At 42.5% G+C, this 26,612-nt stretch carries 21 protein-coding genes; 19 read left to right on the top strand and 2 right to left on the bottom strand.

Annotated elements, in window-relative coordinates:
- Positions 1 to 115 precede the first annotated feature (115 nt).
- Together O3617_RS03425 and O3617_RS03420 are read right to left on the bottom strand one after the other, a co-directional pair.
- Complete coding sequence (locus O3617_RS03425) at positions 116 to 391, bottom strand: helix-turn-helix domain-containing protein (protein ID WP_038125254.1); 276 nt, start codon at positions 389 to 391, stop codon at positions 116 to 118.
- On the bottom strand, positions 372 to 743 hold the full coding sequence (locus tag O3617_RS03420; protein WP_371448669.1) for a type II toxin-antitoxin system RelE/ParE family toxin: 372 nt from the start codon (positions 741 to 743) through the stop codon (positions 372 to 374). The genes O3617_RS03425 and O3617_RS03420 overlap by 20 nt, the downstream gene beginning before the upstream one ends.
- 224 nt (positions 744 to 967) lie before the next feature.
- Here O3617_RS03420 and O3617_RS03415 point away from each other — a divergent pair, with 224 nt between their 5' ends.
- The 19 genes from O3617_RS03415 to O3617_RS03325 all read left to right on the top strand — a co-directional run bounded on the left by O3617_RS03415 (position 968) and on the right by O3617_RS03325 (position 26,582).
- Positions 968 to 1,327: a CGGC domain-containing protein gene (locus tag O3617_RS03415; protein WP_371448668.1), complete on the top strand. Its 360-nt coding sequence runs from the start codon at positions 968 to 970 to the stop codon at positions 1,325 to 1,327.
- Positions 1,328 to 1,365: 38 nt separating this feature from the next.
- Positions 1,366 to 2,499 (top strand): M48 family metallopeptidase, encoded by a 1,134-nt coding sequence (locus O3617_RS03410; RefSeq protein ID WP_371448666.1) that lies wholly within the window; start codon positions 1,366 to 1,368, stop codon positions 2,497 to 2,499.
- 571 nt (positions 2,500 to 3,070) lie between these two features.
- Positions 3,071 to 3,682, top strand: a complete 612-nt coding sequence (locus O3617_RS03405; RefSeq protein ID WP_371448664.1) for a MotA/TolQ/ExbB proton channel family protein — start codon at positions 3,071 to 3,073, stop codon at positions 3,680 to 3,682.
- On the top strand, positions 3,679 to 4,083 hold the full coding sequence (locus tag O3617_RS03400) for a biopolymer transporter ExbD (RefSeq protein ID WP_295230159.1): 405 nt from the start codon (positions 3,679 to 3,681) through the stop codon (positions 4,081 to 4,083). Before O3617_RS03405 ends, O3617_RS03400 begins: the two co-directional genes overlap by 4 nt.
- Positions 4,084 to 4,087: 4 nt before the next feature.
- Complete coding sequence (locus tag O3617_RS03395; protein ID WP_371448663.1) at positions 4,088 to 4,831, top strand: TonB family protein; 744 nt, start codon at positions 4,088 to 4,090, stop codon at positions 4,829 to 4,831.
- 120 nt (positions 4,832 to 4,951) lie between these two features.
- On the top strand, positions 4,952 to 7,363 hold the full coding sequence (locus O3617_RS03390) for a TonB-dependent receptor plug domain-containing protein (protein WP_371448662.1): 2,412 nt from the start codon (positions 4,952 to 4,954) through the stop codon (positions 7,361 to 7,363).
- The gene (locus tag O3617_RS03385; protein WP_371448661.1) at positions 7,363 to 8,385 is read left to right on the top strand and encodes an ABC transporter substrate-binding protein; all 1,023 of its coding nucleotides are present in this window, start codon (positions 7,363 to 7,365) and stop codon (positions 8,383 to 8,385) included. The genes O3617_RS03390 and O3617_RS03385 overlap by 1 nt, the downstream gene beginning before the upstream one ends.
- A 12-nt stretch (positions 8,386 to 8,397) precedes the next feature.
- Positions 8,398 to 9,444: an iron ABC transporter permease gene (locus O3617_RS03380; protein WP_105084015.1), complete on the top strand. Its 1,047-nt coding sequence runs from the start codon at positions 8,398 to 8,400 to the stop codon at positions 9,442 to 9,444.
- Positions 9,444 to 10,205: an ABC transporter ATP-binding protein gene (locus tag O3617_RS03375; RefSeq protein ID WP_371448660.1), complete on the top strand. Its 762-nt coding sequence runs from the start codon at positions 9,444 to 9,446 to the stop codon at positions 10,203 to 10,205. Before O3617_RS03380 ends, O3617_RS03375 begins: the two co-directional genes overlap by 1 nt.
- Positions 10,206 to 10,305: 100 nt before the next feature.
- On the top strand, positions 10,306 to 12,249 hold the full coding sequence (locus O3617_RS03370) for a TonB-dependent receptor (protein ID WP_371448659.1): 1,944 nt from the start codon (positions 10,306 to 10,308) through the stop codon (positions 12,247 to 12,249).
- Positions 12,250 to 12,381: 132 nt separating this feature from the next.
- Positions 12,382 to 14,367, top strand: a complete 1,986-nt coding sequence (locus O3617_RS03365; protein ID WP_371448658.1) for a TonB-dependent receptor plug domain-containing protein — start codon at positions 12,382 to 12,384, stop codon at positions 14,365 to 14,367.
- 42 nt (positions 14,368 to 14,409) lie between these two features.
- Positions 14,410 to 15,363, top strand: coding sequence for an ABC transporter substrate-binding protein (locus O3617_RS03360; RefSeq protein ID WP_371448657.1), 954 nt, complete (start codon positions 14,410 to 14,412; stop codon positions 15,361 to 15,363).
- The gene (locus tag O3617_RS03355; protein WP_371448655.1) at positions 15,356 to 16,393 is read left to right on the top strand and encodes a FecCD family ABC transporter permease; all 1,038 of its coding nucleotides are present in this window, start codon (positions 15,356 to 15,358) and stop codon (positions 16,391 to 16,393) included. The genes O3617_RS03360 and O3617_RS03355 overlap by 8 nt, the downstream gene beginning before the upstream one ends.
- The gene (locus O3617_RS03350; protein WP_371448653.1) at positions 16,393 to 17,238 is read left to right on the top strand and encodes an ABC transporter ATP-binding protein; all 846 of its coding nucleotides are present in this window, start codon (positions 16,393 to 16,395) and stop codon (positions 17,236 to 17,238) included. Before O3617_RS03355 ends, O3617_RS03350 begins: the two co-directional genes overlap by 1 nt.
- A gap of 55 nt (positions 17,239 to 17,293) precedes the next feature.
- Entirely contained in the window at positions 17,294 to 18,223 is a 930-nt protein-coding gene (locus O3617_RS03345) for an ATP-binding protein (RefSeq protein ID WP_371448651.1), read from the top strand.
- A gap of 2 nt (positions 18,224 to 18,225) precedes the next feature.
- Positions 18,226 to 20,154, top strand: coding sequence for a VWA domain-containing protein (locus O3617_RS03340; RefSeq protein WP_371448649.1), 1,929 nt, complete (start codon positions 18,226 to 18,228; stop codon positions 20,152 to 20,154).
- A 3-nt stretch (positions 20,155 to 20,157) separates the two neighbouring features.
- Positions 20,158 to 23,781, top strand: a complete 3,624-nt coding sequence (gene cobN, locus O3617_RS03335; protein ID WP_371448647.1) for a cobaltochelatase subunit CobN — start codon at positions 20,158 to 20,160, stop codon at positions 23,779 to 23,781.
- A 1-nt stretch (position 23,782) separates the two neighbouring features.
- The gene (locus O3617_RS03330) at positions 23,783 to 24,694 is read left to right on the top strand and encodes an ABC transporter substrate-binding protein (RefSeq protein WP_371448646.1); all 912 of its coding nucleotides are present in this window, start codon (positions 23,783 to 23,785) and stop codon (positions 24,692 to 24,694) included.
- Between the two features lie 28 nt (positions 24,695 to 24,722).
- Positions 24,723 to 26,582 carry a TonB-dependent receptor plug domain-containing protein gene (locus O3617_RS03325; RefSeq protein ID WP_371448645.1) on the top strand — a complete coding sequence of 620 codons (1,860 nt, stop codon included), beginning with the start codon at positions 24,723 to 24,725 and terminating at the stop codon, positions 26,580 to 26,582.
- Positions 26,583 to 26,612 lie beyond the last annotated feature (30 nt).

The raw sequence follows: 26,612 nt of genomic DNA, 5'->3' as shown, positions 1-26,612 counted from the left end.
AGAGGCTAACCGAATGGTTAGCCTTTTTTGTTATATATGCTTACATATAGAGTCCGGTCAGGTCCCCTTAAAATAGAAATTCCCCCTATATTATACATACAGGGGGGAGTTATTATTATATAAAACTTATTTTTACTCTCTTATTTAATGCAAAAGCGATTTTGCTGAGCGTATCGATACTTGTATTATAACCACGTTCTATTCTAGCAATAGTAGATTGTGGAACACCCGAACGTTCTGCTAGTTCTCGTTGGCTTAGCCCTGCATTCTCACGTGCTCTTAATAGTGCAATTGCATTTTCTAATTTAGCATCTTCTTTTAAAAAGCCATTTTCAAAAGAAGGATTTTTCCTTTGTTCTGCTAAAAATTCATCAAATTTTATTGTTGGCATATTCTTCCTCCTCGTATTCCTTTTTAATCACTTTGGCTCTCTGTATTTCTTGACTTGGTGTTTTCTGAGTTTTCTTTGTAAAACCATGTGTCACGATATATTTATTATGACTCACATGAAAATATAGGGCTCTTTGGATATTGTTAGAATGCTTTGAGCGTATTTCGTATATCTCATAGTCCAATTTCTTTACTAATTCAAGTCTTTGAGCTATTAGTATACCATCTTTTTCTATTCTATTAATTGTAGCTAAAAGTTTCTGCTGATTTTTTAGTGGAAGATTGTTATAAAACTCAATGAACTCATTATGACCATTAGGCCTAGTGTAAAACTCAAACTTCGGCTTTTCCATTAATCACCCTTCTCTCTTTATGATAGCATATATTGGTTCAAACCGATAGCATATATTAGTTCAACTATAACTCTTTTGATTTACATTTTGTAGCTCAATAATTTAATAAGTATAAGGGCACAAACTCTAGCGATATATATTCTATATTCTTTGTATTCATAATTTTTATCAATTTGGTGTGATATAATATGCATAATATTATGTATGTTACCTAAGGAGGTTTTATGTGTAAGAAGATTGCGGTTCTCGTGAACGAGGACACGATGCAACGTTGTTCTTGTGGTGGTTGTCTTAAGGCATATATGAATAAAGTGGATTCTTTTGAGCGTTATGCGGATGAGGATACTGAGTTAGTTGGTTTTACTCATAGCGGTGGCGATTTGGAGAAGAAACTGGCTTCTTTCAAGAAAAATGGTGTCACTACGATTCATCTTTCGACCTGTACGCGTGGTAAGAATGCTGACTATGAAAGTATAGCTCATCAATGTGCCGCAGCTGGATTTGATGTTGTTGGGTACACTCATGGTGGTGCCGTATCTAAAGATGGTAAGGTAGCTATTGAGCTTGTTGGTGAATCTAAGTAAGACTGCCTTTATTTTGAGAGACAATGAGAGGATAGAATATGAACAAGAAGTTTAAATCTTTGGTATTAGCCGTAGCTATGGGGTTTTCATTAACAACAGTGGCGGTGGTACCAACAACGGTAGAGGCTGCTTCTGTAGGTGCGGCGGAAACGTTACTTGGTGGTGCAGTAGCATATGCATATGTAGCCACGGCTTTTAATAAAATGGATAATTCTAAGGAAGGCCAAGAGGAAAGTTTGGCTCGTGCAAAGAAGCAAACGGGCTATTTAGAGGATAGTGCGGCACAAGCACGGGTACAACGTATCATGAAGACCTTAGAGGCTTCACCTAGCGTGAAGCGTTCGTATGTGGTATACGCAAATCCTAGCGATGATTTCAATGCGTTCGCTACGGTTGGCCGTGTAATGTCTGTTAATAAGGGCGCTTTGGATTTATTGGATGACGATGAGCTTGCGTATGTTATGGCCCATGAAATTTCTCATGGCGAACACAAGGACATCGTCAATGGCCTTAAGAAACAAGTCGGTTTATCTACGGCAGTGAGCCTTGCAGCTGGTGGCGGTGGTAATGCGGCCATTTTGTCCAACATTGCTGGTAATTATATGGAAAACCAAGTGTTTACGATGGGCCAAGAAAAGGCGGCCGATGAATTGGGCTTTAAGATCTTGAGCGAATCCCCATACAATGTGGGCGGTGCTGCTGCGTCTATGGCTGTGCTTCGCAATAAATACGGCGATTTGTATCGCGAAGGTTTGAACCAAGTATTCAGCCCTAATAATCACCCTAAGACGAGCAGCCGTGTGAAGGACAACATCGACCGCATGTATACCTATTCTGGTAATCACGTAACGGTGGATAATGGTGCGGTATTTGTGAATGGCGTGAATATCTATAGCCCCGCCAATAGCGGTCGTTATACGGGCGAAGAACGGGCTTATTTCATGGCTGGTAAATTGGCTCGCTTGTATCATAATGGTCAAATTCAACAAGGTAGTGCGTCCTATAATGGTCCTACCGTTACTGTGGCCGGTCAAAACATTGTGACGACTCCTAATGCTGACGTGGCCCTTATGGTGGCGACGAATTTGAATAACTCTTTTGTGAAAGCTGCTGGTCCTGCGAAGGGGAAACAAGCGGCAAAACCTAATAAGAAAAAATTTAGTAAGAAATAAGAGAGTTCGCTTATGAAGATAAAATGGATTGTACTACCGTATCAAGTGACTAATATTATTTCGTAGCAAGAGGATACACATACATAAGTTTTATTATGATGATATAACGGTGTCATAGGATAGTTTAAACGAATGGTTATGCAGGTATGAATAACATTCATAAAATTGTATAGAATTAATAAATATGTACTTGATAGAGGTGTAATGTTCAGCCTCTTAGTATGCTAAGAATTTAGATAATATCTGTATAGGCAGTCTATAGAAAACATTTCTATAGACTGCCTTTTTTATATATGTGGAGCGGTGATGAATAATTTTTAGCCTGAGAAATTTTGTTGTTTTTATATGGTAGACAAATGTATGTATTGAATAGAAAAAATTACTATTTATGAGATTGAATTCAGTAAATTATCATACCTATACAGGGTATAGGTTTGTTGTGCTATGTAGTTGTTTATGAAATAATAAAATAACTTAGTGTTAATCGTAATATAGCGATTAATACAGATTTCATATGTGTTTCATACGTAGTAGAGTACAAATTTATAATTATAAGTTTGAGGAGGTTATTATGGAGTATGCAATTCATCTTTTTAATGCGGGTGGCGTAGTCATGTATCCGCTAGTTTTATTTATGTTGGCCGCATGTACGATTTTATTTGAGCGAATTCGTATGTACCGCCGCATTGACACTGAAATTCAACAATTGTCGGCTAGCATTGAATCAGGCCGTAATGCAAATGATTGGTCTGCATTAGAACAAGCTATCAAGAATAATGATGATGCACTTAGTCAATTTGTAACACCAATTGTAGATTCCGTATATAACTTTGAAGGCTTGGAAAACCGCCTTCACGATGTAGTAGGCTACATGGACGAACGTTTAAAACGAGGCCTTAACTGGCTTAGCATGATGGTTACCATGGCTCCATTGCTTGGTCTATTGGGGACTGTAGTTGGTATGATTCGCTCCTTCGCAGCTGTTGGTGGCGATATCGGCGCCCCTACCGTTATTACGGGTGGTGTATCCGAAGCGTTGATTGCAACGGCAACAGGGCTTTCAGTAGCCATCGTAGCATTAGCCATCCATAGCTGGTGCACAAGTAAGGTAAATTATGATATTGCAAAATTGGAACAACGCTTAGGTTCTATCTTGGATTTATATATTAGGAGTCAACGATGAAACGTAGTTCAGTAGGGATACAAAAAGAACCTACCATCATGATTATACCTATGATCGATATCGTATTTTTCTTGCTCGTATTTTTCATGATGAGTACGTTGTATATGAATACAGAGGAACAAATTCCTCTCAATTTGCCAAAGGCGTCTGCATCGACGGCGAAAACGATTGAGCCGATTACGATTTCCTTAACCGCCACTCATAAGATGTATTTGAACGAACGTGAAATTAAGCCTGATGATTTAGGCAATGAAATTCAAGGCATCGTTGCGAAGGAACCACAACAAGCCTTTATCGTTCGTGCGTCTGAAGATATTGCGTATAAGGATGTTATTAGCATTTTGGATAATCTTAAGATGAGTGGTGCTCGATTTGTCAGTGTAGCGACAGAACGGAAGTGATCCTATGGTGAGTAAACGATATGGCATTCCTTTCCTAGCTGCATTGGTGGTCAATCTGGCATACTGGGGTGTTGTAGGCGATTGGTTCGGCCATTTAAAACCGCCAGAAACGCCAAAGAAAGATTTGGTCATCAATCTCGATATGGTGCAGCCAGAACCTCCAGAGCAGGAGAAGAAACAGCAAGAAAAAATCGTATCCGATGATAAAGAAAATGCTGCTGGTGGTAAGTCAGGTAGTGTGTTGCCGGATTTATCAGGGAAACCGACACCTGGTTTGAAGGACCTTAATCCATATTTAGGTGGTAATGAAGCGGCTAGTGTTAATCTACATGGGAATACAGATAATCCTGTAGGTGTTCCCGGTGATGGCAATACACCAGGTCCAGGTGGTGGCCCTATCGGCAATGGTGGTACTGGTGAAAAAGGCGAGGGTACGAAAGACGGAAACCCTGGGACTAGTGATACGGAAGGATCGGGATCCTATAGCAGTGCGGGTTATATTGCACGTGTAGAAAGTAATAAAGTTATGCCACAACAAGCGGTACGACGTGGTATTACAGGGACTGTTTCCTTTGATGTTACCTTTGATAGTGATGGTAATTTTGTTTCAGCTTCAAAGACGGGTAGTAGTGGTTCAAGCATCCTAGATGATGCGGCATATAGCCTCGTTTCTAGTTCTGGTGGTATTGAGAACACCACTGGACATTCTGTGACGATTGAGGTGAATGTTAGCTACAATCTGAATTAAGTAATATATTGCTAACATGCGTTAGTTTTTAAAATGTGTGTGAATGTATAGTGTGTTTCTAACTATAGCAAATTGAGAAAGCTATAGTTTTGTATAGTTAAATGTGTATATGGAGGGACTATGAAACGTAGACATCTTTTATCAGCAACAATTGCCGTAACATTAGCGCTAGGCACATATCAAGCGTATGCGTATGATGAGAATTTCAAAGGGTATGAAGTACATAATATCAATGTTACTGCAGACTCTGCGAAGGATGAGTATGGTAATACGATTACTGAGCAATCCTATTATCGTACAGGCGGTGACGTAAAGGTTATTACCCGTGAAGAAATTGAAAAGCGTCATTACCGTGATGTAACAGAAGCGATTAAACGTGTTCCTGGCGTTACATTCCAAAACCCTGGCTACCGTGGTGGTGAATATGGTTATCAATTCTATAACAATGGTGTGTCCATTAATGGTGATTCCCGCGTGGTAGTACTCGTCGATGGTCGTCGCGTTGATAATATTACATCTGGTCGTTTAGGTGATAGCTCTGAAAGAGGGTCTAAGTCTACAGGTGTAAATATTGATGAAGTAACGAATATGGATGCCATCGATAAAATCGAGGTTATCAAAGGCCCTGGTGCTTCTCAATACGGATCTGATGCGACAGGCGGTGTTATCAATATCATTACACGTCGTGGTAAAGGGGACTTTAAAGGTTCTGTTGATTTAGCAACTGGCAGCTGGAATAAACATAGTTATAACTTGACTGTACAAGGTTCAGCTGGTAAAAATGCGTCTACAGGTTATTTTGTGACCGCTACACGTACTATGTCTCAAGACACAAAATATAAAGACGGTGATACTGGTGAAGTAGCTACGCTTACTGGTTCTAAGTGGAAAGAAGAAGGCTTTAATGCTCGAATTGACCATGATTTTAATAAGAAGCAAAATTTGCAGTTCTCCGTAAACTATAAAAAAGGTTATGATGGATATCCTATTTCTACACCAAGCCGTAAATATTGGAACCAAGAAGATTGGCGTCGCATTATCTTTAATGCTGCTATAGGTCAAGTTGATGCAAACAATCAATTAATAGCAGGTGCACCTAAGTTATATGGGGACTCTAGAAATCCTGGCTACCATAACTTATTTGCCTTAGATGGTAACTATGGTTCCTATAGTAAGTTTAAAAACTTAGATACAGATTTGAAATATACCTTTGATCGCCAAGGTCAATTGGAAAGCTTTGTAAGATTGTATCGCTTAGATCATCGTTATGAAGGCCGCGATAAATACGCTTGGACGCGAGGTACAGCAGCTGCTGCACGTGCAGCTTATGAAGCTGCATTCCCAACGGGGACAACGGTTGAGCAATTTAATGCTTGGGTAGATGCTAATTTAGCTCCATTCCCAGATAATAAAGATGCACTACGTCAATGGATTGCTGATACTGGTGGTATGGCTGGTAGCCCAACAAGCTGGTACAAAGAAACTAAGAATGGCATAGAGGTTCAATGGACTCGTCAATTAGATAAACACGATATCATTGCTAATATTGATTATAGCCGTTCTCAATTGAACACTAAGTCTTTGCGTAATGGGGTTCTAAAATCTTCTGATGTTCGTCGTAATACATTGTATGCATATTTGCAAGATAAGATTTACATTGGCAACAATGTAGAATTAACCCCAGCATTGCGCTATGTAAATTATGGTAGCTATCAAGGTAATGGCAGTGGTGATTCCCAAGGTAAAGGTAGTATTAGCTCCTTAACACCTAGCTTACATGGTCAAATTAAATTTAATAAAAATACAAGCATGTATGCAGGTTGGACTCATATCATGAGACCATTAAAACAAGGTGATTACACATCTGTGGATGGTGTATTTAATACTCCATTGCAAGATGAAAAAGGTGATGCTTTCACATTCGGCGTACAACATACCTTTGGTGCCCATAACAACACTACAGTAGCACTTCACTATGATTACACGCGTATGAGCAATGCCATTGCTACATTGCCAATCTGGGATAATGCGACTAATAATTTTGAAAGTACCGCTGTTAATGCAAAAGAAAATAAAAAATCTTTCAACATTACAGTAGACCATAAGTTAAATAAATACATTACAATGAGTGCATCCTATTCTCATATGAAGGACAAATGGTTATCTAAAGGTGGTTGGGTTCTCGATCCAAACTGGGGCTATAACAATAGCGATGATATCAACGTGGCTATTAATAGCTTACGTCCGCAAAATCATTACTCCTTGAATGTATCCTATGATAATAAAAAACTCTACTCTGGTTTGTTATTTAACTGGTACACAGGAAACAGTGATTATGCGTTCACGCATAGACAATTCCTCATCGTTGACTGGAATCTAAACTATAATGTAACGAAGGATTTAACAGCGTATATCGTTGTTAATAACGTACTTAACCGCGCTTATGAAACTAGTTATAGTGCTTATAATGGTCGTGGTAGTGCGGCTATGCCAGCGCGTTCCTTTATGATTGGGGCGAAATATAAATTCTAATGATTAGATTTAGCGTATTAATACTATGTCTATTATTGTGCGTAGGCTGTGGCCCTCAGCAGGTAACTGTTGAGCGGGGGCAGTCTACGCCTCCTCATATCGAGTTGCAGCCACCCGTGACGATTGAGTCCTATGTTCAGCATGGTCAACCTTTTGAAAGCACGTATACGGAGGTACCAGATCGTGTTGTGGCTATGTGGCAGAATTCGATTGAAACCATTATTGCTCTTGGCGAAGGTGATCGAATCGTAGCCGGCATGGGGATTCCAAATCGCAAGTATGTGCGTCCAGAATACCGCGAGGCTTATGATAAAATTCCGTACAAGGATATGCAGTATGCCAACTTAGAATCTGTATTAATGATGAAACCTGATTTGCTAGTAGGATGGCGATCAACCTTTACAAATAAGGGGATTAGACCTCCTGCTTTTTGGCAGGCTCGACACGCCAATGTATATATTGCCGAGTCTTCATTAGGGGCACAGTCTGCACTAACTATGGATATGGAGTACCAGTATATACGCGATTTAGGGCGTATCTTTCACCGAGATGTAGAGGCAGAACGACTCATTAGTGATATGCAACAATCGGTAAACTATACGGTAGCACAAACGGCGCATGAAAAACCGCCAAAGGCTTTGTTTGTTGAATTGGAAGGCAAACATTTCCGTTTATATGGCCATAAAACATTAGCTGGTAATATTGGTGATACTTTGCATGCGGATGTTATCGATACGGATACACCATCTATTAGCATGGAGGATGTGGTAGAGCAGAATCCAGATGTTATATTCTTAATTGTATCCGATGGTGAATATAGTCAAGCAGATACGTTGATGAACTATGTATTAGAGCAACCAGCATTACAAGGCGTTAATGCATTGCGCAATAAACGAGTTCATTTCCTGCCTCTACTTGCCGTATATAGTCCGGGTATTCGTTTATCTGATGGTATCGATATCGTATCCCATGGATTGTATCCAAACCTATATCCAGAAGGGGTACCTGATTTAATTCATTAATAAAGGAGCAGTATGTTAAAACGTATAGGATATACTGCTGGCGGATTTGTCCTCATAGGAGTGCTAGCATTAGCCATTCTATGGGGACTTTCTGTTGGTACAGTACATTTTTCATTTTCTCAAATTTTTAATATTGTTATAGATCAATGGTCTAGTCCATTAGCTATTGATGATCCTATGAATAGTCCAGAACAGACTATTATATGGTTACTTAGAATGCCGCGTTTATTGATGGCCGCCATTATCGGTGCGGGCCTTGCTGTATCGGGTGTTATCATGCAAGCCATCGTAAAAAACCCATTAGCAGATCCTTATATCTTGGGGATTTCCTCTGGTGCATCCCTCGGTGCAACGGTAGCTATTTTATTCGGTGTTGGTGTTATGTTTGGGGAAAACTTTGTCGGTGTCATGGCATTTATTGGGGCCATGGCGATTTCCTTTGGCGTATTGTTTATCTCTAATTTAGGAGGACGGCCAAACTCCGTTAAGTTGATTCTAGGCGGGCTTGCATTAAGTGCTGTATGTAGTTCCTTCTCTAGTTTTGTGGTATATCTTGCAAACGATAAGGAAGGCATCCAAACGATTACTTATTGGTTGATGGGTAGCTTTGCAGGTGCTAAATGGGATATGTTACCAATCATCGCTATAGTCGTAGTTTTAAGTGTTCTATTTTTTTGGTCTCAGAGTAGAATTCTCAACATGATGCTTCTTGGTGATGAAGTAGCTATTACCTTAGGACGGGACTTACATACGTATCGCCAAGTGTATTTGATTATTAGTTCTCTTATCATCGGTTTTGTGGTGTATGCAGCGGGCATGATAGGCTTTGTAGGTCTTTTGATTCCTCATCTTGTGCGCATGACAATCGGTACTAATCACTGGACGTTAATTCCATTTAGTGCACTATGTGGTAGTATTTTCCTCGTTATTGCTGATGGTCTTTGTCGCTGCATCATTCCTCATGCAGAGTTACCAATCGGCATTCTTATTTCTCTCATCGGTGCACCAACCTTTGTGTATATGTTAGTGCGTAAGAATTACGGATTTGGAGGGGAATAATGAATATTCAAACAGATGCTATCCAAGTCTCATTTGGCTCAAAAACGATTTTGCATGATATTTCACTTGCTATACAAGATAAGGAATTCGTTGGTATCATCGGACCGAATGGCAGTGGTAAAAGTACATTTTTGAAATGTTTATACCGTGTGTTACAGCCTAGTGGGGGCAAGATTTATTTTGATGGCTCAGAACTAAGTTCGTTAAGCCATCGTGATACAGCTTTAAAGATGGCCGTTGTGGCACAACATAGTACCGTCAATTTTGATTTCTCCGTTCTTGAAATGGTCCTTATGGGACGTTCTCCGTACAAAGGCTTGCTTGATAGGGATAAAATTGATGACTATGAAATCGCAAGGCATGCGTTGGAACAAGTAGGGCTTAGTGATTTTGAAAGCCGTAATTTTAATACTTTATCTGGCGGTGAACAGCAACGTGTTATATTGGCTCGTGCTTTAGCACAACGTACTGAATGTCTAGTGCTAGATGAACCTACGAATCACTTAGATATTAAGTATCAGCTTGAGTTAATGACCATTGTTAAACGATTAGATGCAACGGTTGTGTCTGCTATTCACGATTTAAATTTGGCTGCTATTTATTGTGACCGCATTATTGCATTAAAAGAAGGGCATATTGTATGTAGTGGTACACCTCAAGAGGTATTGACGGCAGAAACTATACGCCATATTTATGGGGTATCCGCCATGGTACAGACATTACCGGATGGACGACTAAATATTATCTATAACATGGAATAACATACGTATAGGGGGTATGGGTTATTGCGTACCCCTTATATGTATGCAACAATTAAAACAGTTTACAGTTATATAGTTAGTGTTTAGATAGAGGTATAGTATGATGAAAAAAGTTAATAAACGTGTGTATGCGGCCACTTTGATGGCTTTGCTTAGTATAGCCGTCAATGGTTATGCAGAGAATGTAACAACCAATAACAATGAAGAAGATATTACGATTAATGTTACCGCTAATCGCACAGCTCTTCTAGATTTAGACACACCTGTAGCGATGAATGTGATTACACCAGAGGATTTAAAAAATAGTGGTGCTACCACTGCCTTTGATGCGGTGGCCACTGTACCAGGTGTGACAATTAATTCTTATGGTGCTGGCGGTGCCGATTTTGGTGGCATGGATAGCCGTACAAATATTCGTGGCCTTGATCGGGGCGCCCTTGTTCTCGTCAACGGCGTGCCTATGAACCTCAACGGTAAAGGTGGTCTTGGTTCTATTCCTACGAGTGCCATCAAACGTATCGAAGTGGTGAAAGGCGCAGCTTCTACCTTGTATGGTGCAGAGGCATTAGGCGGCGTTATTAATGTTATTACTAAGACTCCATCTAGAGAGGGCGGCTCTGCTACGGTTGCCGTAGGCAATAAGGGTGCTAAACGCTTTGATGTGTCTTACGGTACAGATAAATTCATCGTTGGTATTGATAGAAAATATTGGGGCACACAGGATCCATCCACACCGATTCGCTACGACTATGCAGGCACTAAACACTACGATTACTATAGTACTCGCAATAAGGGCAATTCGTTGGGGCTATTTATGAGCGGTAAGCTTTCAGATAAGGTAACCTTGAATTTCAACCGTGCTGAAAGCAGATCTTCCTTTGGCTTAATCAGTACAGAAACGAATCCGGTTAACCAAGCAAGACATTCTACGACCTATCATTACAAGGATGACCGCAATAATGCATCCTTGATTTATAAGGACAAAGGGACTACAGGTACATTGTTCTACAATGACCGTACGATGCGCGGTACGAGTCGTGTACACAATACGTCCCAATCTAAGGCGACCGAAACGAGCTATCAAGCACGTCAATATGGGTTCGATGTACAACATGAATGGGATTTTAGAGATGGGAAGGATTATTTAATCGCAGGTGTTACAGGCAAGCAAGAAACATACCATGCAACAGCGGTACCTGTATATATCCATCCTAAACGCAATAGCTATGCCGTATATGGTAGCTATTCCTATGAAATCAACCCTAAATGGACATCCATTTTGGGCTTGCGTTACACCGTAATCGATGACCCAGTCAAGGATCAACATGTATTGACGCCTCAATTCCAATTATTGCACTCCATCAATAAACAATCCTCCATGTATGTGAACGTAGGGAAAGCTTTCACAATGCCTAGCTTGAGTGACACATTCCGCAGCGTTAGCCGTCAGTATACAGCGGTAAGCAGTAAAAACCTTAAACCAGAAGAAGGCTGGAACTACGAAATCGGGTACAAGCGCATCAACAAAAAGGATGACTGGAAGATTGACGTGTTCTATATGGACTTCAAAAACTTCTTCCAATGGCAACCGGATGCGAATGGTCGACCTTTGGTGCGCGTAAATGGCGGTAAATTCCGCAACGTGGGTATCGAAGCTGAATACGGCAGACGCTTATCTGACCGCCTCAAATGGAATGTAAGTGGTTCCTATTCGAATCCTAGACAAAAGGAAATGAATGAAAGTTATTGGAAACAAGCGGCTCCTAAATTGCAATTCACTACGGGTATTCGCTATGAAAGCCCAACGTGGGAAGCCGGTACATCCTTTAGTTTTGTTACAAAACGCTTGCGCAATCGCGATGGCGGTTTAAATCCTAATATCGCCCTTTGGAATGCATACGTAGGTTACCATTTCAACAAGGACGCTACCCTTCGTCTCGACGCTCGCAACTTATTAGACCGTCATAATGTTATTACAAATGGTGATTATGAATACTGGGGCGATCCATTCACCTATGAATTGAGTTATACACAAAAATTCTAATATTTATTTGTAGAAATTTATATAAAACCCAGTACTGGTAGGGAGTATGGGTTTTGTGCAGTCTTTTTAAATGTGTAATAATACAATTATGTAGTTTTATGAATAATTAGTGTGTATTACGAGGGATTTGTTATGAACACTCTTAAGAAACGACGGACTTCTATACTTATAGGCTTGGCTTTGATGGGGCTATCTGTGAATGCATATGCAGCGGATGTAACGGCTACATCAGATACTCCTACTACGGCAGCATCTACTGAAGTAAATGGCACACCTGAAAGCCATGTTATTAATGTAACAGCTAATCGGATGGCGTTGTTGAACCTAGATACGCCGGCAGCAATGGATGTTATTACCGACAAAGATATCATGAATAGCGGTGCCAAAAATGCCTTTGATGCGGTGAACATGGTGCCTGGCATTACATCCTTCTCCTATGGCGCATCTGGTCTTGAATATGGTGCTATGGATAGCCGTGTCAATATTCGTGGCCTTGAACGGGGTTCTCTCATTCTCGTTAATGGCGTACCGATGAACCTTAATGGTAAAGGTGGTCTTAGCTCTATTCCAACAGGTTCTATCGCCCGTATCGAAGTGTTGAAAGGCGCTGCTTCTGCTTTATATGGTTCTGATGCGATGAGTGGCGTTGTTAATGTCATCACTAAAACACCTACTAAAGAAGGTGGCTCTGCTACTATTGGAGTAGGCAATATGGGTAGCCAAACCTATAAAATCAACTATGGGACACCACGTTTCTTGATCGGTATTGAACGGGGATTCTTTGGTAAACAAGATCCGTCTACACCAGTTCGTACAGATACAGTGATTCGCCCTCGTGGCTATGAATACTATACAGCACGGGATAAGGGGAATTCCTTAGGTATATTCATGAGCGGCAAATTGAGCGACAAGGTAACATTGAACTTTAGTCGCTTTGAAGGTAAGTCTGCCTATGCTCAGTTGAGTACTGAAAGCAATCCGGCGAACCGCGATCGTCACTCTACAACATATGCATATGATGATTCTAAGAACAATGCGTCCTTGATTTATAAGGATGGGAATACGACGGGCACACTCTTCTATAATGATCGTGATTTGAAGGGAAAAAATCGTAAACATAGCCTTCCATCCTATACGCCTAATGATAGCAACTATATTGCTCGTCAATATGGTTTTGATGTACAACACGAATGGGATTTTAGAGGGGGTAAGGATTATTTAATCGGCGGTGTACTTGGTAAACGTGAAACGTACCGCACTACATCCGGTCCTGTATATGCAAGCCCTCATCGCCATAGTTTAGCTCTTTATGGTAGCTACTCCTATCAAATCAATCCTACATGGACTACCGTTGTGGGGTTGCGTTATACGGATATTAAGGATCCTGTAAAGAATCAACATGTGTTGACACCACAGTTTCAATTGAATCACCGTATTAATAAAGAATCCTCTGTATATATGAATGTAGGCAAAGCTTTCACAATGCCTAATCTAAGTGACACATTTAAAACGGTAAACCGACAATATCAATCGGTTAGCGGCCGCAATCTAAAACCTGAAGAAGGTTGGAACTATGAATTGGGTTACAAGCACATTACCGATAAAGATAGTTGGAAAGTAGCTGCGTTCTATATGAATTTCAAGAATTTCTTCTCTTGGAAACCGGATAGCAATGGCCGTAATACGATCCGTGTCAATGGTGGTCGCTATAGAAATGTGGGTATCGAAGCCGAATATGGTCGCAAGTTAACAGACCGATTAAAGATGTCCATCGGTGCATCCTATTCGAATCCAAAGCAAATGGAAATCGATAAAAATTACTGGAAGCAAGCTAATCCAAAATTACAATTTACAGGGGGCATTCATTACAATAGTTCCACTTGGACAGCTGGATCTAGTATCAATTTTGTAACAAAACGGATGAAGAACCGCGATGGCGGCATCAATCCAAATCTTGTAGCGTGGAATGCATATGTAGGATATCAGTTCAATGAAAATTCTTCTGTACGACTCGATGCACGTAATTTATTGAATCGTCACAATGTTATTTCCAACGGTGATTGGGAATATTGGGATGAGCCATTCAATTACCAAATCAGCTACACACAAAAATTCTAGATTACTATAATTCTGTATTAGAACTATACAAGGAGTATCATCATGAACAAGAGCATTGCGTATCTTATATGTTTGGTGATACTCCTTTTTATAGGTATAACAGGGTGTGGTCCGCAAGAGGAATCTCAGGTAATACCTCATGCGCGTTATGTTGAAAGCTATGATGGGGTTCGCGTGGCGGTGCCTGACCATCCAAAACGTATTTTAGCCTTGTCCTCTGCATCGGATACGATTTTATTAGGCCTTGTAGAACCAGACCGCTTGGTGGGTATTAATAAATTGTCTACCTATGAAGAGTATTCTTTAGAGGCGAAGCGTGCTAAGTTGGTCAAACCTGTTATGGGTTCGTATCCGTTAGAAAAAATCATCGCTTTAGACCCCGATCTTGTCATAGCACCTGATTATACGAGTGCAGACGTTATTGCAGGCTTACGCCATATGGGCATACCTATTGTTGTAGTGCCAACCGGTACTACGGTGGAATCGGTTATTAAGAATGTGACGGACATAGCTCATATTGTGGGTGAAGATGAAAAGGGCCAGTTTTACGAACAGAAGATTCGCCGTGAATTAGCTGAGATGAAACGCCTAGGTGAATCGATTCCACTAGCGGAACGTAAAAGCGTCCTCTTTGTATCATCTATGGATGGTTACACGGGAACGGGCAGTCTGTTTGATGATATGTGTAAATACATGAGTATCTATAACGCACCGGATCTCCTCGGATTACCGCCGCGGACACCCTTTGGGGATGAGCGTGTACTAGCCATGAATCCAGATTATATATTTATTCCAGCTTATAAGGGCATGGATAAGGGCTTATCAAGTCGCTATCTAGATAACGCAGCCTTTCAGAATCTTCCGGCTATACGGGAAAACCGTGTGAAAGCCTTGCCGGCGGCGTACTTATATACTATGAATCAACATATTGGCGAGGCGATGCTAGCCATTATGCATACTGTGTATCCTCAATTAGAAAGGAATTCTCATGACTAAACAGAAACAACGAATCGTGGCAATTGCCATAATTGGTGTATTGCTGTGTATTGTGAGCTTATTGGCTCTCCATGTAGGGACGATTATGATTCCTATCGGTGGGGGCGTGCAAAGTATTTTAAATGGTATGGGCATACCGGTACATTTTACGGAGCCGATTACAGCTGAACAAGAGGCGGTATTGTGGTTTATCCGCATGCCACGCCTAATCATCGGCCTTCTCGTAGGCGGTGCACTCGCGTTGGCGGGTGCTGTTATGCAAGGTGTGTTTTCGAACCCCTTGGCAGACCCTGGCATTATGGGCGTATCCGCAGGGGCATCTCTTGGTGCAGTGATTGCCATTGCTCTTGGCGTAACATCTCTTGGTATGTTTTATATGCCTGCCTTTGCCTTTATTGGGGCCTTTGTATCTGTGGGAATTACCATTATTTTAACCTTGCGCAATAATAAATTAGATACGACGACCTTATTATTGGCTGGTGTGGCGGTTAGTATGTTGCTCGGTGCTTTTACTTCCGGTATTTTGACGATGATCAACGAATACCGATTGCGTGAATTCCTATTCTGGATGGTCGGTGGCCTTGATTTCCGTCGTTGGGATCATGTGGCACTAGCCGTAGGGCCTATCGTGACAGGCAGCGTTATTTTGATGATGCTGGGGCGTCATCTTAATGTACTCGTTTTGGGCGATACTGAGGCTCGTGCCTTGGGCTTGCCAGTTATGGCATACCGTATGTTATTCCTATTCTTATCATCTGTGGTTACTGCTACCGCCGTATGCGTCAGTGGTTCTATTGGCTTTGTAGGCCTTGTGGTCCCTCATATTGTACGCCTCTTGGTAGGACCTGATCATCGGATACTCTTGCCTATGGCGGCCGTTGGAGGGGCATTATTCCTTGTATTCTGTGATACATTGGGGCGCGTTATAGCACAACCTATTGAAATTCGCGTTGGCATCATGACCGCTCTCTTAGGGGCACCATATTTCTTATATTTGCTTCATCGTTTGCGTAGTAAAGGAGGGACCTAATGAAATTAGATGTTCAATCCCTATCTGTTACATTAGGGGAAAACGCTATTCTAAAGGACGCGTCCTTTTCTATTGATAGTGGTGAATTCGTTGGCATTATCGGCCCTAATGGCTCTGGTAAAACGACGCTATTAAAGACATTGCGTGGCCTGTATCCTATATCTGGTGGTCAGGTTTTGTGGGATGGTAAAAGCATCGCTTCCTTAAGCGATAAGGAAATTGCTCATCATGTGGCGTATATGCAACAGTCCGTCAACGTTTCCTTTGATTATGAAGCCATTGATATAGTGATGACAGCGCGTTATCCCTATTTGAAATGGTGGCAACAAGAGGGCCCAGAGGATAAAGCCATCGTAGAAAAGGCGATGAAAGAGGTAGGCGTGTATCACCTGCGACATCGGTCCGTGCAAAACCTTAGTGGTGGTGAACGGCAACGTGTATTTCTAGCTAAGGCGCTGGCACAACAAACAGAGGTGCTATTACTAGATGAACCGACAGCAGCCCTTGATTTAGTGTACGCCGATGATATCTTTCACGAAGGCCGCAGATTGTGCGACGAAGGCAAAACGATTTTAATCGTCGTCCATGATTTAGAATTAGCCGCTAAATATTGTACTAAGCTCGTCTTAGTAAGCGATGGGCATATTGTAGATGTAGGGACGCCGAGAGAGGTGTTGACGGCAGAAAACTTACGGAACGCATTCCGTTTATCTGCTGCGGTCTACGATGATCCGTACTTTAAACAACAACGAATATTCGTATTCCCTAAGGGGACCACGAATATTGATGACTTTAAACAAACAGGCGGTAGTACAGACATATCTATCGATCCTGCGTTGAAATAAAATTTTCTACCCTGAGTTGAAATAAGATGTTTCTATCCTAAATGAGGTTAGGCTTATGTTATATCCATTTACTGCTATTGTTGGCCAAGAGGAAATGAAATTAGCCCTGTTACTTAATGCTATCAATCCATCCATTGGTGGTGTGTTAATTGAAGGTGAAAAGGGCACTGCTAAATCTACGGCGGTTCGTGCACTAGCGAACCTGTTACCTCCTATGGAACTAGGGGCTAATGCAATGACTGTTGTAGAATTACCCATAAATGCGACAGAGGACCGCGTGGTAGGGTCTATTAATTTAGAAAAGGCCTTACAGGACGGAGTGAAAGCCTTTGAACCAGGCATTCTACAGGCTGCCCATCAAAATATTCTCTATGTAGATGAGGTCAATCTCTTAGATGACCACATTGTAGATATTTTACTTGATGTAGCTGCTATGGGCGTGAATACGGTAGAGCGTGAAGGGGTGAGTCATTCCCACCCGTCTCGTTTTATCCTCGTAGGCACGATGAATCCAGAAGAAGGCGACCTTAGACCGCAGCTATTGGATCGTTTTGGCTTATCCGTCATGGTCTATGGGGAACATGATCCAGCACAGCGTATGGAGGTTATCAAGCGTCGCCTCGCCTTTGGTGATAATCCAGAAGGTTTTATTGCATCATATGCTGAGTCCGAACATGATTTGCGAGAACGTTTGTTACAAGCACGTCAGTTGTTACCGAGCATCATTCCCACAGATGATGTGTTGTTAAAAATTGCTAGCATTAGCATTGGGGTAGGCGTTGATGGTCATCGTCCAGATATTACGATGATGCACACCGCTCGTGCTCATGCAGCCTTTTCTAGTCGAAGTCACATTGTAGATGATGACCTTAAGATGGCAGCTCGTTTAGCATTAAAACATCGGGTACGTCGATTGCCTTTTGAAGAGCAAGGCCACGATGAAGACCGTATTGATGCGGTGGTAACTGCAGTACTTGAGGGATAGCTATGGGTACATCCGTGCAAGAGGCTCTCAAAATAGGTCTCGTAAATGATCAGATTCATACCATTGTTATTTCTGGTGGTACCGGTGTTGGTAAAAGCTTTATCGTACGCCAATGTTTAGAGGCGTGGCAGATTCCGTATCGAGTAATACCTGTGTATATAGATTCGTCAGAATTGCAAGAATCCATCGACTTTGAAGCATCTTTAGAACAGGGCAAGATGATAATGTCCTCAGGTTTATTGGATGATGCTAGTACGCGTTGTTGGGTCGTCGATGATGGTCATGTGCTGTCATCTGAGGTGCGTCATGCACTACTAATAGAGGCCACACGTCATCATATCTTGCTTATCATGACCATGAACCATGAAAATCAAACATTGGATGATGCGGAGTGGGAACTCGTAGATGTGCATGTATCGATGGAGGCTCCTTCATTAGAAACTCGCATAGCTGTTTTGCAACAAAATCGTGAAGATATCGAATGTATTGATACGCCTAAGACGGCGCCATTTGATGTTAAACGTGTTCAGGCTGTTGCTGTTCCTGATGCTATGCTTTCACTAGCTATATCCTATGTATTACAAATCCATACTGTAGGCCATGACGCGGAGTATGTATTGTTACAAGTCATGAAGTCGCTAGCTGTTCTCGATGGTAGTTCGTACTGTAAACCAGCGCATGCAGAACGTGCTGCACTCTACGTATTGCCACATCGTATGAAGCAAAATGAGATATCAGAATCGCAGTCTTCCTCAGGGAATAATGTCGGTAATCAAGAGCAGAGTCAGGCTAAGGATACACCGGATACAGATGATTCTGATAGCCCTATGGATTCTAATGCGGGAGATTCTCTCGATGAGAAACCGAATTCTAATGAGCCAGCAGATTCTAGTCATATAGGCGAAACAGAGGAGGGAGCGTTTGATCAAGAAGAATCTAATGATTCTAGTGACTCTGATTCTACATTGCAGGGGCCGAATCATCCTATAGATGTAGATAGTAATGAGGCTGACGGAATATCTTCCTTATACTTACCCGATACGGTGGCTCAAATTGCAAACAATATGTTTCAGTGGAAATTGGAGTCCTCTAAGACGGTAGACCGGCAGTATCGTAAGGGTTCAGGGCGTCGTCTTATGACTAAAACAAAGGATACCAGAGGGCGTATGATTCGAGCCTATCAAGATGAACATGCCCTAGAGGACTTGGCCTTAGTGGATACATTACGAGCGGCAGCGCCCTATCAAAGGTTGCGGGTTGCTGCTAAGGCAAAACAAGTAGAACAATCTGCTCAGTTACAGCAGGGGAAACGCCAATACGATAAGGGTTTATCAATTTTAGTAAAACCCCAGGATTACCGCCGAAAAGCCCGTGAAAAACGGATCGGTGGATATCAGCTTTTTGTAGTCGATGCCAGTGGATCGATGGCGGCACGGCATCGTATGGAGGCCACAAAGGCTGCTATTTTGAGCCTGTTACGAGATTCCTATATTCATCGTGATTCGGTGGGGCTCATTGCATTTCGCAAAGAATCGGCAGAGGTATTGCTACCTTTTACGCGCAGTGTAGAACGGGCTGAGAGATTATTAGCAACATTGCCTACGGGCGGTAAAACGCCATTGGCTAAAGGCTTGCGTACAGCCTATACCATGTGCGATAGACTCTTACGCAAACATTCGGCAGAGCGCATACAAATGATTTGTATCACCGATGGCCGTGCTACGTCGGGGGATTCAGAGGACCCCGTAGCAGAGGCAAAACAATGGGCTCGTATTTTGGAATCCTTACCTATAGACTGTATCGTTATTGATACAGAAACGGGTTTTATCAAGTTAGGGCTAGCTAAGGAATTATGTCAATTGATGAATGGCAGCTATTATGCCATGGATACTATTACGGCAGATCGTATTTTGCGGGTATCTCGGAGGTAAATCATGAGTCGTCTCATGTATATTTCTAATTTAGGGAAACAAATCCAATATATAGAAAAGGCTGTCGCTACCTATCCAGAGCTTTTACAGGGGAAGGTAGATATTTGCAATATGAAACAACCTCCTCTTTGGAATGAGGATTTTGAAAGTCGCCTTCGTGCAGCCGATGTAGTCCTCGTAACAAATATGGGGGTTGGATTAGATTCACCGTTCTTGGAGCGTCTGGAGCGATGGCTATATGCGCATCACCCCAAATATTGGATTGATGTGGTAGAGCCTAAGAAAACACATATTCTCTATCGTAACTTGGATGATGATCAGCGTGTTCGTCTTGAAAGCTACCGTCGCACTAGTGGCGTCATGAACTATGTGCGCCTTATCAATGGTGCTTTCAGCACAAAACCTGTCTCCGAATGGGAGGAACCGGATCATATTCCGTGGCAAGCCATCATGGGGCGAGCAGGCAATATCTACGAAACTTATGATGCGTTTATGGATGCGGAAGGGCATCGTGATTGGCCATCCATAGCGGTATATTTTTATCGTGACGAGTGGATCATGGGGGATATTGAGTATCAACAGGCCTTATTCGAAGAGATTTATAAACATCAGTACAACCCGATTATTTTTTATGGGCAGTATGGTTCGAATCCTCGTGTGGGTATTCCGAATATGAAGCTGTCTATGAACTATCTCTTTGGGAAGGATGTATTCCCCTTTGATGTACTCATCAACACGTGTAAATTTTCATTCCAGTCCTTAGGGGCTCAAACATTGGAGGAATTAAAATTACAGGACGTTCCTATCGTACAGGGCTACACCATATACATGGACGAGAAGTCATGGGCGGCGGATCCGCAAGGCGTGACGCCACTAGATGTGAACCTATCTATTTCACAACCTGAGATAGATGGCGTTATCCACGGTGGGGTCGTGGCTTGTCAGACCTTTGATGAGCAGGGCCACTATATGTACCTGCCTGTGAAAGAACGCATCAGTGCAGTGGTGCAGCGCGCTATTAAGTGGTCTAAATTGCGTCACATTCCTGTAGAGGAGCGTAAGGCAGCTATTATACTACATAACTATCCGCCGAAGAATTCTAACATTGGGTCCGCTGCAGGTCTTGATACGCCTGAGTCAGTGCTACGATTGTTGCGTCAAATGCAAGCGGAAGGATATTCAATCGATAGTGTACCGGAAACGAGTGTAGCGTTGATGGATATGGTGACTTCGCATATGACCAATGATCGTTCTATGCTCACCGATGAGCTGTTAGCCTCTGCGGAAGGTCGTATGAGTAGCGATGATTACAGAGCATACTTTGCTACACTGCCAGAAGATACACAGAAGGCTATGGTTGCATCTTGGGGCGAGGCTCCCGGGGATGTATTCGTTTACGATGATGAAGTTTTTATCCCTGGATTTTCTAATGGCAATTTATGGATTACAGTACAGCCGCCTCGTGGCTTTGGGGAAAATGTATCCGCCATTTATCACGACCCCTGTTTGCCACCTCCGCATCAATATCTAGCCTTTTACCATTGGGTACGAACTGTCTTTGAAGCGGATGCGGTCATCCATGTCGGTACTCATGGCTCCTTAGAATGGTTACCTGGTAAGGGGGCTGGCCTCAGTGCTAGTTGTTACCCCGAAATTGGTATTTCTAGTTTGCCTAATATTTATCCCTATTGGACAACCATTATAGGTGAAGGTATTCAGGCAAAACGGCGTAGCTCAGCTTGCTTAGTGGGGCACTTGTCACCGTCGATGACGACGGCGGGCCTTTACGATGAGTTTGAAGAACTGGAATCCTTGCTCGATGAGCATAGTCATTTTGAGCAAGAACATCCTGAGAGTGTATCGGATATAGAAAACGTAATTAGAGAGAAATCTATCGACTGCCATCTCGTTGATGAAGAACAAGGCGCTACGATGGATGTGGCTGATCTTATTACAGCGGTCCACGAAAAATTGAGCGATTTAAAGCATATGCAGATGCGCAACGGCTTACACATCTTAGGGCAAGAACCTGAGGGGCTAGACTTAGAAGAATTTATTACAGCTATTATCCGAAACCCTCAAGGTGAGATGGCATCAGGCCTTGCTGTCATAGCAGAGGAACTAGGGTATGATTGGTCCTATATAGAACAACATGCTGGCGAAACTGATGTAGATGGCACACGCTATAGTGTCATTATCGACCGAATTTGGGATGAGTTGCGCAGCTTTGTAAGGTATGTAATTAATACGCCAGAGTATACTGCACCGGAACGGTTAGAACCATTGGCAAAAGCTATCGTCCAAGAGTATATCCCTAAGTTAGGCGATACGAAGAATGAACTTATCTCCATTTCTAGAGCCTTACAAGGGCAGTATATAGAGCCCGGCCCAGGAGGTGCTTCATCAAGTGGTCAAGTCGATGTACTGCCTACGGGACGTAACTTCTATGGCCTTGATGAACGGGCTTTACCTACAAAGATAGCCTACCAACTAGGCATAGAGCTAGCGGACCAAGTTATCGCCGATTATATTCTAAACGAGAAACGGTATCCTGAGACGGTGGGCATTATCCTTTGGGCTACGAGCAATTCTAGAAGTCATGGTCAGTGTTTAGGTGAGTTTCTCTACTTGTTAGGGGTTCGCCCTAAATGGCAATCCGGTGGTCGCGTGTCAGGCTTAGAAGTGATTCCATTAGAGGAGTTACAACGTCCGCGCATCGATGTGATGGGCCGCATCAGTGGCCTCATTCGGGATATGATGCCTACCGCCATCGGTTGGCTTGACAAAGCAGTTGAAATGGTAGCAGAACTAGATGAGTCACCAGACGATAATTACGTGAAAAAGCATATTCATGATGATGTGGACTGGCTCGTCGAGCAAGGCGAGGACCCTCTATTGGCTACTAAAAAGGCGAGACTTCGCATCTTTGGTGATCCACCACAGGCTTATGGTACAGGTGTGGGAGCCTTGATTGAAGGTAAGAATTGGGAGTCTTTCCAAGACATTGCTCAAGTGTACAGCCAGTGGAGCAGCTTTCACCTACACAAGGACATTCCTCAAGATATGAGGCTGTTTCAGCGTCGATTAACTACGATGGATGTGACCATTAAAAACGAAGATAATCGGGAAACGCACATTATGAGTGCCGATGATTATTATAGTTATCACGGTGGTCTTATTGCAGCGGTACGGACTGCAAAGGGCAGTGCACCTCGCGCCTATGTAGGGGATAGCTCAAACCGTAGCCGCGTTGTGATGCGGTCTTTAGGCGATGAAATTCGCCGCGTTGTACAAGGGGAAACGCAGAACCCTAAATTTATCGAAGCCATGATGAAACATGGCTATAAAGGGGCTTCAGATATGTCAAATGTGGTTTCCCACACCTTTGGTTGGGATGCTACGAGTGATGTTGTACCGGACTGGGTCTATGAAGGATATGCGAATAAGTATACCTTAGATAAAACCGTGCAGGACTGGATGCGCCAGGTAAACCCTTGGGCCTTACAGCGTATTACAGAAATTTTACTAGAGGCTGCTCAGCGTGGTTATTGGGATGCATCACAAGAGATGTTACAAGATTTACAATCATTATATATTTCCATAGAAGGTGTTATAGAAGGTCGTTAATATGAAACAAAGAATATCGATAATATGCGCCATACTGATGATGGTATTGTTGGTGGTCGGTTGTGGTCCTGCACAAACGGGGACTACGGGCGCTACACATCAGGTTACGGATGGTACAGGCACGGTTGTTACGGTACCTAATGAGCCAAAGCGCATCGTTCCTCTTGCAGCGAGTACAGAAGATATTGTGTTGTCCTTGGTTGATCCAAGTCGAGTAGCTGCGGTTGGTACGGTACCTAATAATGTACCTGAAGCGTCGGCTAAGGTAGAGAAACATGTGAAAGCATCCGCTGAGTCCATGCTTTCAGTACAGCCCGATTTAGTATTGGTACCAAATTGGATGTCTCCCGATGCAATCGGAGAAATGCGCAATATGCAAATTCCAGTGTATGTATATAAGACGCCTACTACAGTAGAGGAAGCAAAGGCTACCATTCATGAGATTGCAGGGCTGCTACATGCCTCTGATGAGTCCATGATTGCCAGTATGGATGCAGATTTGAAAACTGTAGAAGAACTGGCAAATAAGTATAGTGGAGAGCGCCCATTAGTGGCGTTTTATTCCCAATTTGGTTTAACAGGCGGCAAGGGTTCAACCTTTAATGATATGTGTAAATACTTAAAGGTTAACAATGCGGCCGCTCAAGTAGGTTTAGGCCCTTTTGATAATGGGACGAGAGAAGACTTAATAAAATCCAACCCAGATATCATTTTTATTCCTTCCGTGGCCTATACTTCAGATGGCGCTACGCCAGCATCGGTGGAACAGCTTTATTCTGATCCAGCTTTGCAAGGGGTTAAGGCCATCTCCAATCGTCGTGTGTTCCTCGTAGATTCTTCACAGGTTATGAGTTATTCCCAATTTATGACCCGTGCAATGGTATCTATGGCACAAAATATTTATAGTATGTAGTTATAGTTTGATGTGTATGGAGGTTTTTATGAAAGTATCAAAGAAACAACGTTTATCTCTATATGTGGGATTAGCTCTTGTATTTGGTAGCACGATTAGCGCACCTAGTGTGTTGGCTGCTAATGCGCCAGATTCGCATACCATTGTCGTTACTGCAACGCGCAGCGAACAACAGCTTTCACAAGTACCAGCTAGCGTAGGCGTAGTCACAGGCGACGATATTCGTGAACGTCACGCCACTAACATGAATGAAGCGATGCGTATCGTACCGGGCGTAGATATCAATACGTACGGTGGTGGCGTAGGTTACACGAATTCTAATGCGTTCCGCATCAATGGTTCCGACCAAGTGCTATATTTGGTTGATGGCATTAACATGGGTGCGGCTGGCGTGAATCCGCCGATGACGATTTTGAAAGACATGTCTGGCATTGACCGCGTAGAAGTACAACGTGGTGCAGGATCTACCTTATACGGTTCCGGGGCTATCGGCGGTGTGGTTAACGTAATCACTGCAAAACCTGAACAAGGCGTGCAAACTAAGCTTCGTATTATGGGCGGTAGCAATGATCTTGAGCAATACGCAATTACCAATGAAGGTAGCAAAAACGATTGGTACTGGCGTGTAGGTTTACAAAAGGACATTATCGGCTCGTATAAGGATGGTCATGGCGTGCGTATTCCACAACATGGCAACAGCCATAATGGGTCCTTTATGGTAGGCAATACGATCAATGATAAGAATGATGTAAAGGTGTTCTATGATACCTATCGTGGCGATGTAATGTACTCTGACCATTTGGGGGCCCTTAACCACATTCGGTATGGTACAGAAGCCAGTGATTCCTTACGCGCTATTTGGAATAATAAAATCAGCGACCGTTGGAGCCATCAATTATACTTGATGAACAATCACTATAAAACGGTATACGATCATTATCCAGTTGATGTAAAAACTCGTGGTATCGGCGATCAAGTAACGTATAAAGTAAAAGACCATACCGTAGTTGGCGGCTTTGATTGGCGCCAAGATAAGGTGGTTAATATGGGCGGTATCAAGCTAACGAACATGTCTTATTTCGTTCAAGATGAGTGGAAAGTTGCTCCTAAATGGACGGTAACACCAGGTGTTCGTGTTGACCACCATTCTGCATTCGGTACACATACATCGCCATCCATTAGCATTGGTTACGATGTGAATGCTAAAACTAATGTATATGCAGCGTACAAAGAGTATTTCTTGGCTCCTACACCATACCAACTCTTTGATGGCACAAATGGTAACCGTAATTTGAAACCTGAAACAGGTCGTGAATTTGATCTTGGTGTACATCACAAATTTGGTAAAACTTGGAACAGTAACCTCAGCTTCTTTAGCCGTCATACAAAGGACAGAATCGGTTGGGTTATGACAAATCCTGCTACGTTCACAGGCCAATATCATAATTTTGATACTGAAAAAGCCTATGGCATCAATGCAGATGTACGCAAACAATTGACGAAACATTTGGCTGCACGCCTCGGTTATACGTATACACATATCGATGCAACACCAACTCGCAAAGCTAATCGCGATGGGTATGTGCCAAAACATGCGGTTAATGCAGGTCTCGATTACAATGATGCTAAATGGGATGCTCACTTGGATATCCGCGGTGTCATCGATCGTCCTGGTCAATCTGCTAATGTATTCCCACGTAAAACATACTGGTTGGCTGACATCAGCGCTAACTACCGGGTACGTGAAAACGTAACTGTATTTGGCCGTATCAATAATATCTTTGATACATACTATGCAGAACAATCTAGCGTTAATTGGGGTCACCCTGGTGACTGGTGGCCAGGTCAAGGTCGCAACTTCCGTTTAGGTGTTGAAGTTACCATCTAATTCATCGTATAAGTAAAAAATCTGATAAGG

The sequence above is a fragment of the Veillonella sp. 27098_8_77 genome (assembly GCF_041431535.1).
Taxonomy (GTDB): domain Bacteria; phylum Bacillota; class Negativicutes; order Veillonellales; family Veillonellaceae; genus Veillonella.
The sequence above is the reverse complement of the archived record's forward strand: the minus strand, read 5'-3'. Positions and strand labels throughout refer to the sequence as shown.

Excerpts from the sequence above, each read along its gene's own strand:
- O3617_RS03425 (WP_038125254.1), bottom strand. The coding sequence starts at position 391 with ATGCCAACAATAAAATTTGATGAATTTTTAGCAGAACAAAGGAAAAAT.
- O3617_RS03420 (WP_371448669.1), bottom strand. The coding sequence starts at position 743 with ATGGAAAAGCCGAAGTTTGAGTTTTACACTAGGCCTAATGGTCATAAT.
- O3617_RS03415 (WP_371448668.1), top strand. The coding sequence starts at position 968 with ATGTGTAAGAAGATTGCGGTTCTCGTGAACGAGGACACGATGCAACGT.
- O3617_RS03410 (WP_371448666.1), top strand. The coding sequence starts at position 1,366 with ATGAACAAGAAGTTTAAATCTTTGGTATTAGCCGTAGCTATGGGGTTT.
- O3617_RS03405 (WP_371448664.1), top strand. The coding sequence starts at position 3,071 with ATGGAGTATGCAATTCATCTTTTTAATGCGGGTGGCGTAGTCATGTAT.
- O3617_RS03400 (WP_295230159.1), top strand. The coding sequence starts at position 3,679 with ATGAAACGTAGTTCAGTAGGGATACAAAAAGAACCTACCATCATGATT.
- O3617_RS03395 (WP_371448663.1), top strand. The coding sequence starts at position 4,088 with ATGGTGAGTAAACGATATGGCATTCCTTTCCTAGCTGCATTGGTGGTC.
- O3617_RS03390 (WP_371448662.1), top strand. The coding sequence starts at position 4,952 with ATGAAACGTAGACATCTTTTATCAGCAACAATTGCCGTAACATTAGCG.
- O3617_RS03385 (WP_371448661.1), top strand. The coding sequence starts at position 7,363 with ATGATTAGATTTAGCGTATTAATACTATGTCTATTATTGTGCGTAGGC.
- O3617_RS03380 (WP_105084015.1), top strand. The coding sequence starts at position 8,398 with ATGTTAAAACGTATAGGATATACTGCTGGCGGATTTGTCCTCATAGGA.
- O3617_RS03375 (WP_371448660.1), top strand. The coding sequence starts at position 9,444 with ATGAATATTCAAACAGATGCTATCCAAGTCTCATTTGGCTCAAAAACG.
- O3617_RS03370 (WP_371448659.1), top strand. The coding sequence starts at position 10,306 with ATGATGAAAAAAGTTAATAAACGTGTGTATGCGGCCACTTTGATGGCT.
- O3617_RS03365 (WP_371448658.1), top strand. The coding sequence starts at position 12,382 with ATGAACACTCTTAAGAAACGACGGACTTCTATACTTATAGGCTTGGCT.
- O3617_RS03360 (WP_371448657.1), top strand. The coding sequence starts at position 14,410 with ATGAACAAGAGCATTGCGTATCTTATATGTTTGGTGATACTCCTTTTT.
- O3617_RS03355 (WP_371448655.1), top strand. The coding sequence starts at position 15,356 with ATGACTAAACAGAAACAACGAATCGTGGCAATTGCCATAATTGGTGTA.
- O3617_RS03350 (WP_371448653.1), top strand. The coding sequence starts at position 16,393 with ATGAAATTAGATGTTCAATCCCTATCTGTTACATTAGGGGAAAACGCT.
- O3617_RS03345 (WP_371448651.1), top strand. The coding sequence starts at position 17,294 with ATGTTATATCCATTTACTGCTATTGTTGGCCAAGAGGAAATGAAATTA.
- O3617_RS03340 (WP_371448649.1), top strand. The coding sequence starts at position 18,226 with ATGGGTACATCCGTGCAAGAGGCTCTCAAAATAGGTCTCGTAAATGAT.
- cobN (WP_371448647.1), top strand. The coding sequence starts at position 20,158 with ATGAGTCGTCTCATGTATATTTCTAATTTAGGGAAACAAATCCAATAT.
- O3617_RS03330 (WP_371448646.1), top strand. The coding sequence starts at position 23,783 with ATGAAACAAAGAATATCGATAATATGCGCCATACTGATGATGGTATTG.
- O3617_RS03325 (WP_371448645.1), top strand. The coding sequence starts at position 24,723 with ATGAAAGTATCAAAGAAACAACGTTTATCTCTATATGTGGGATTAGCT.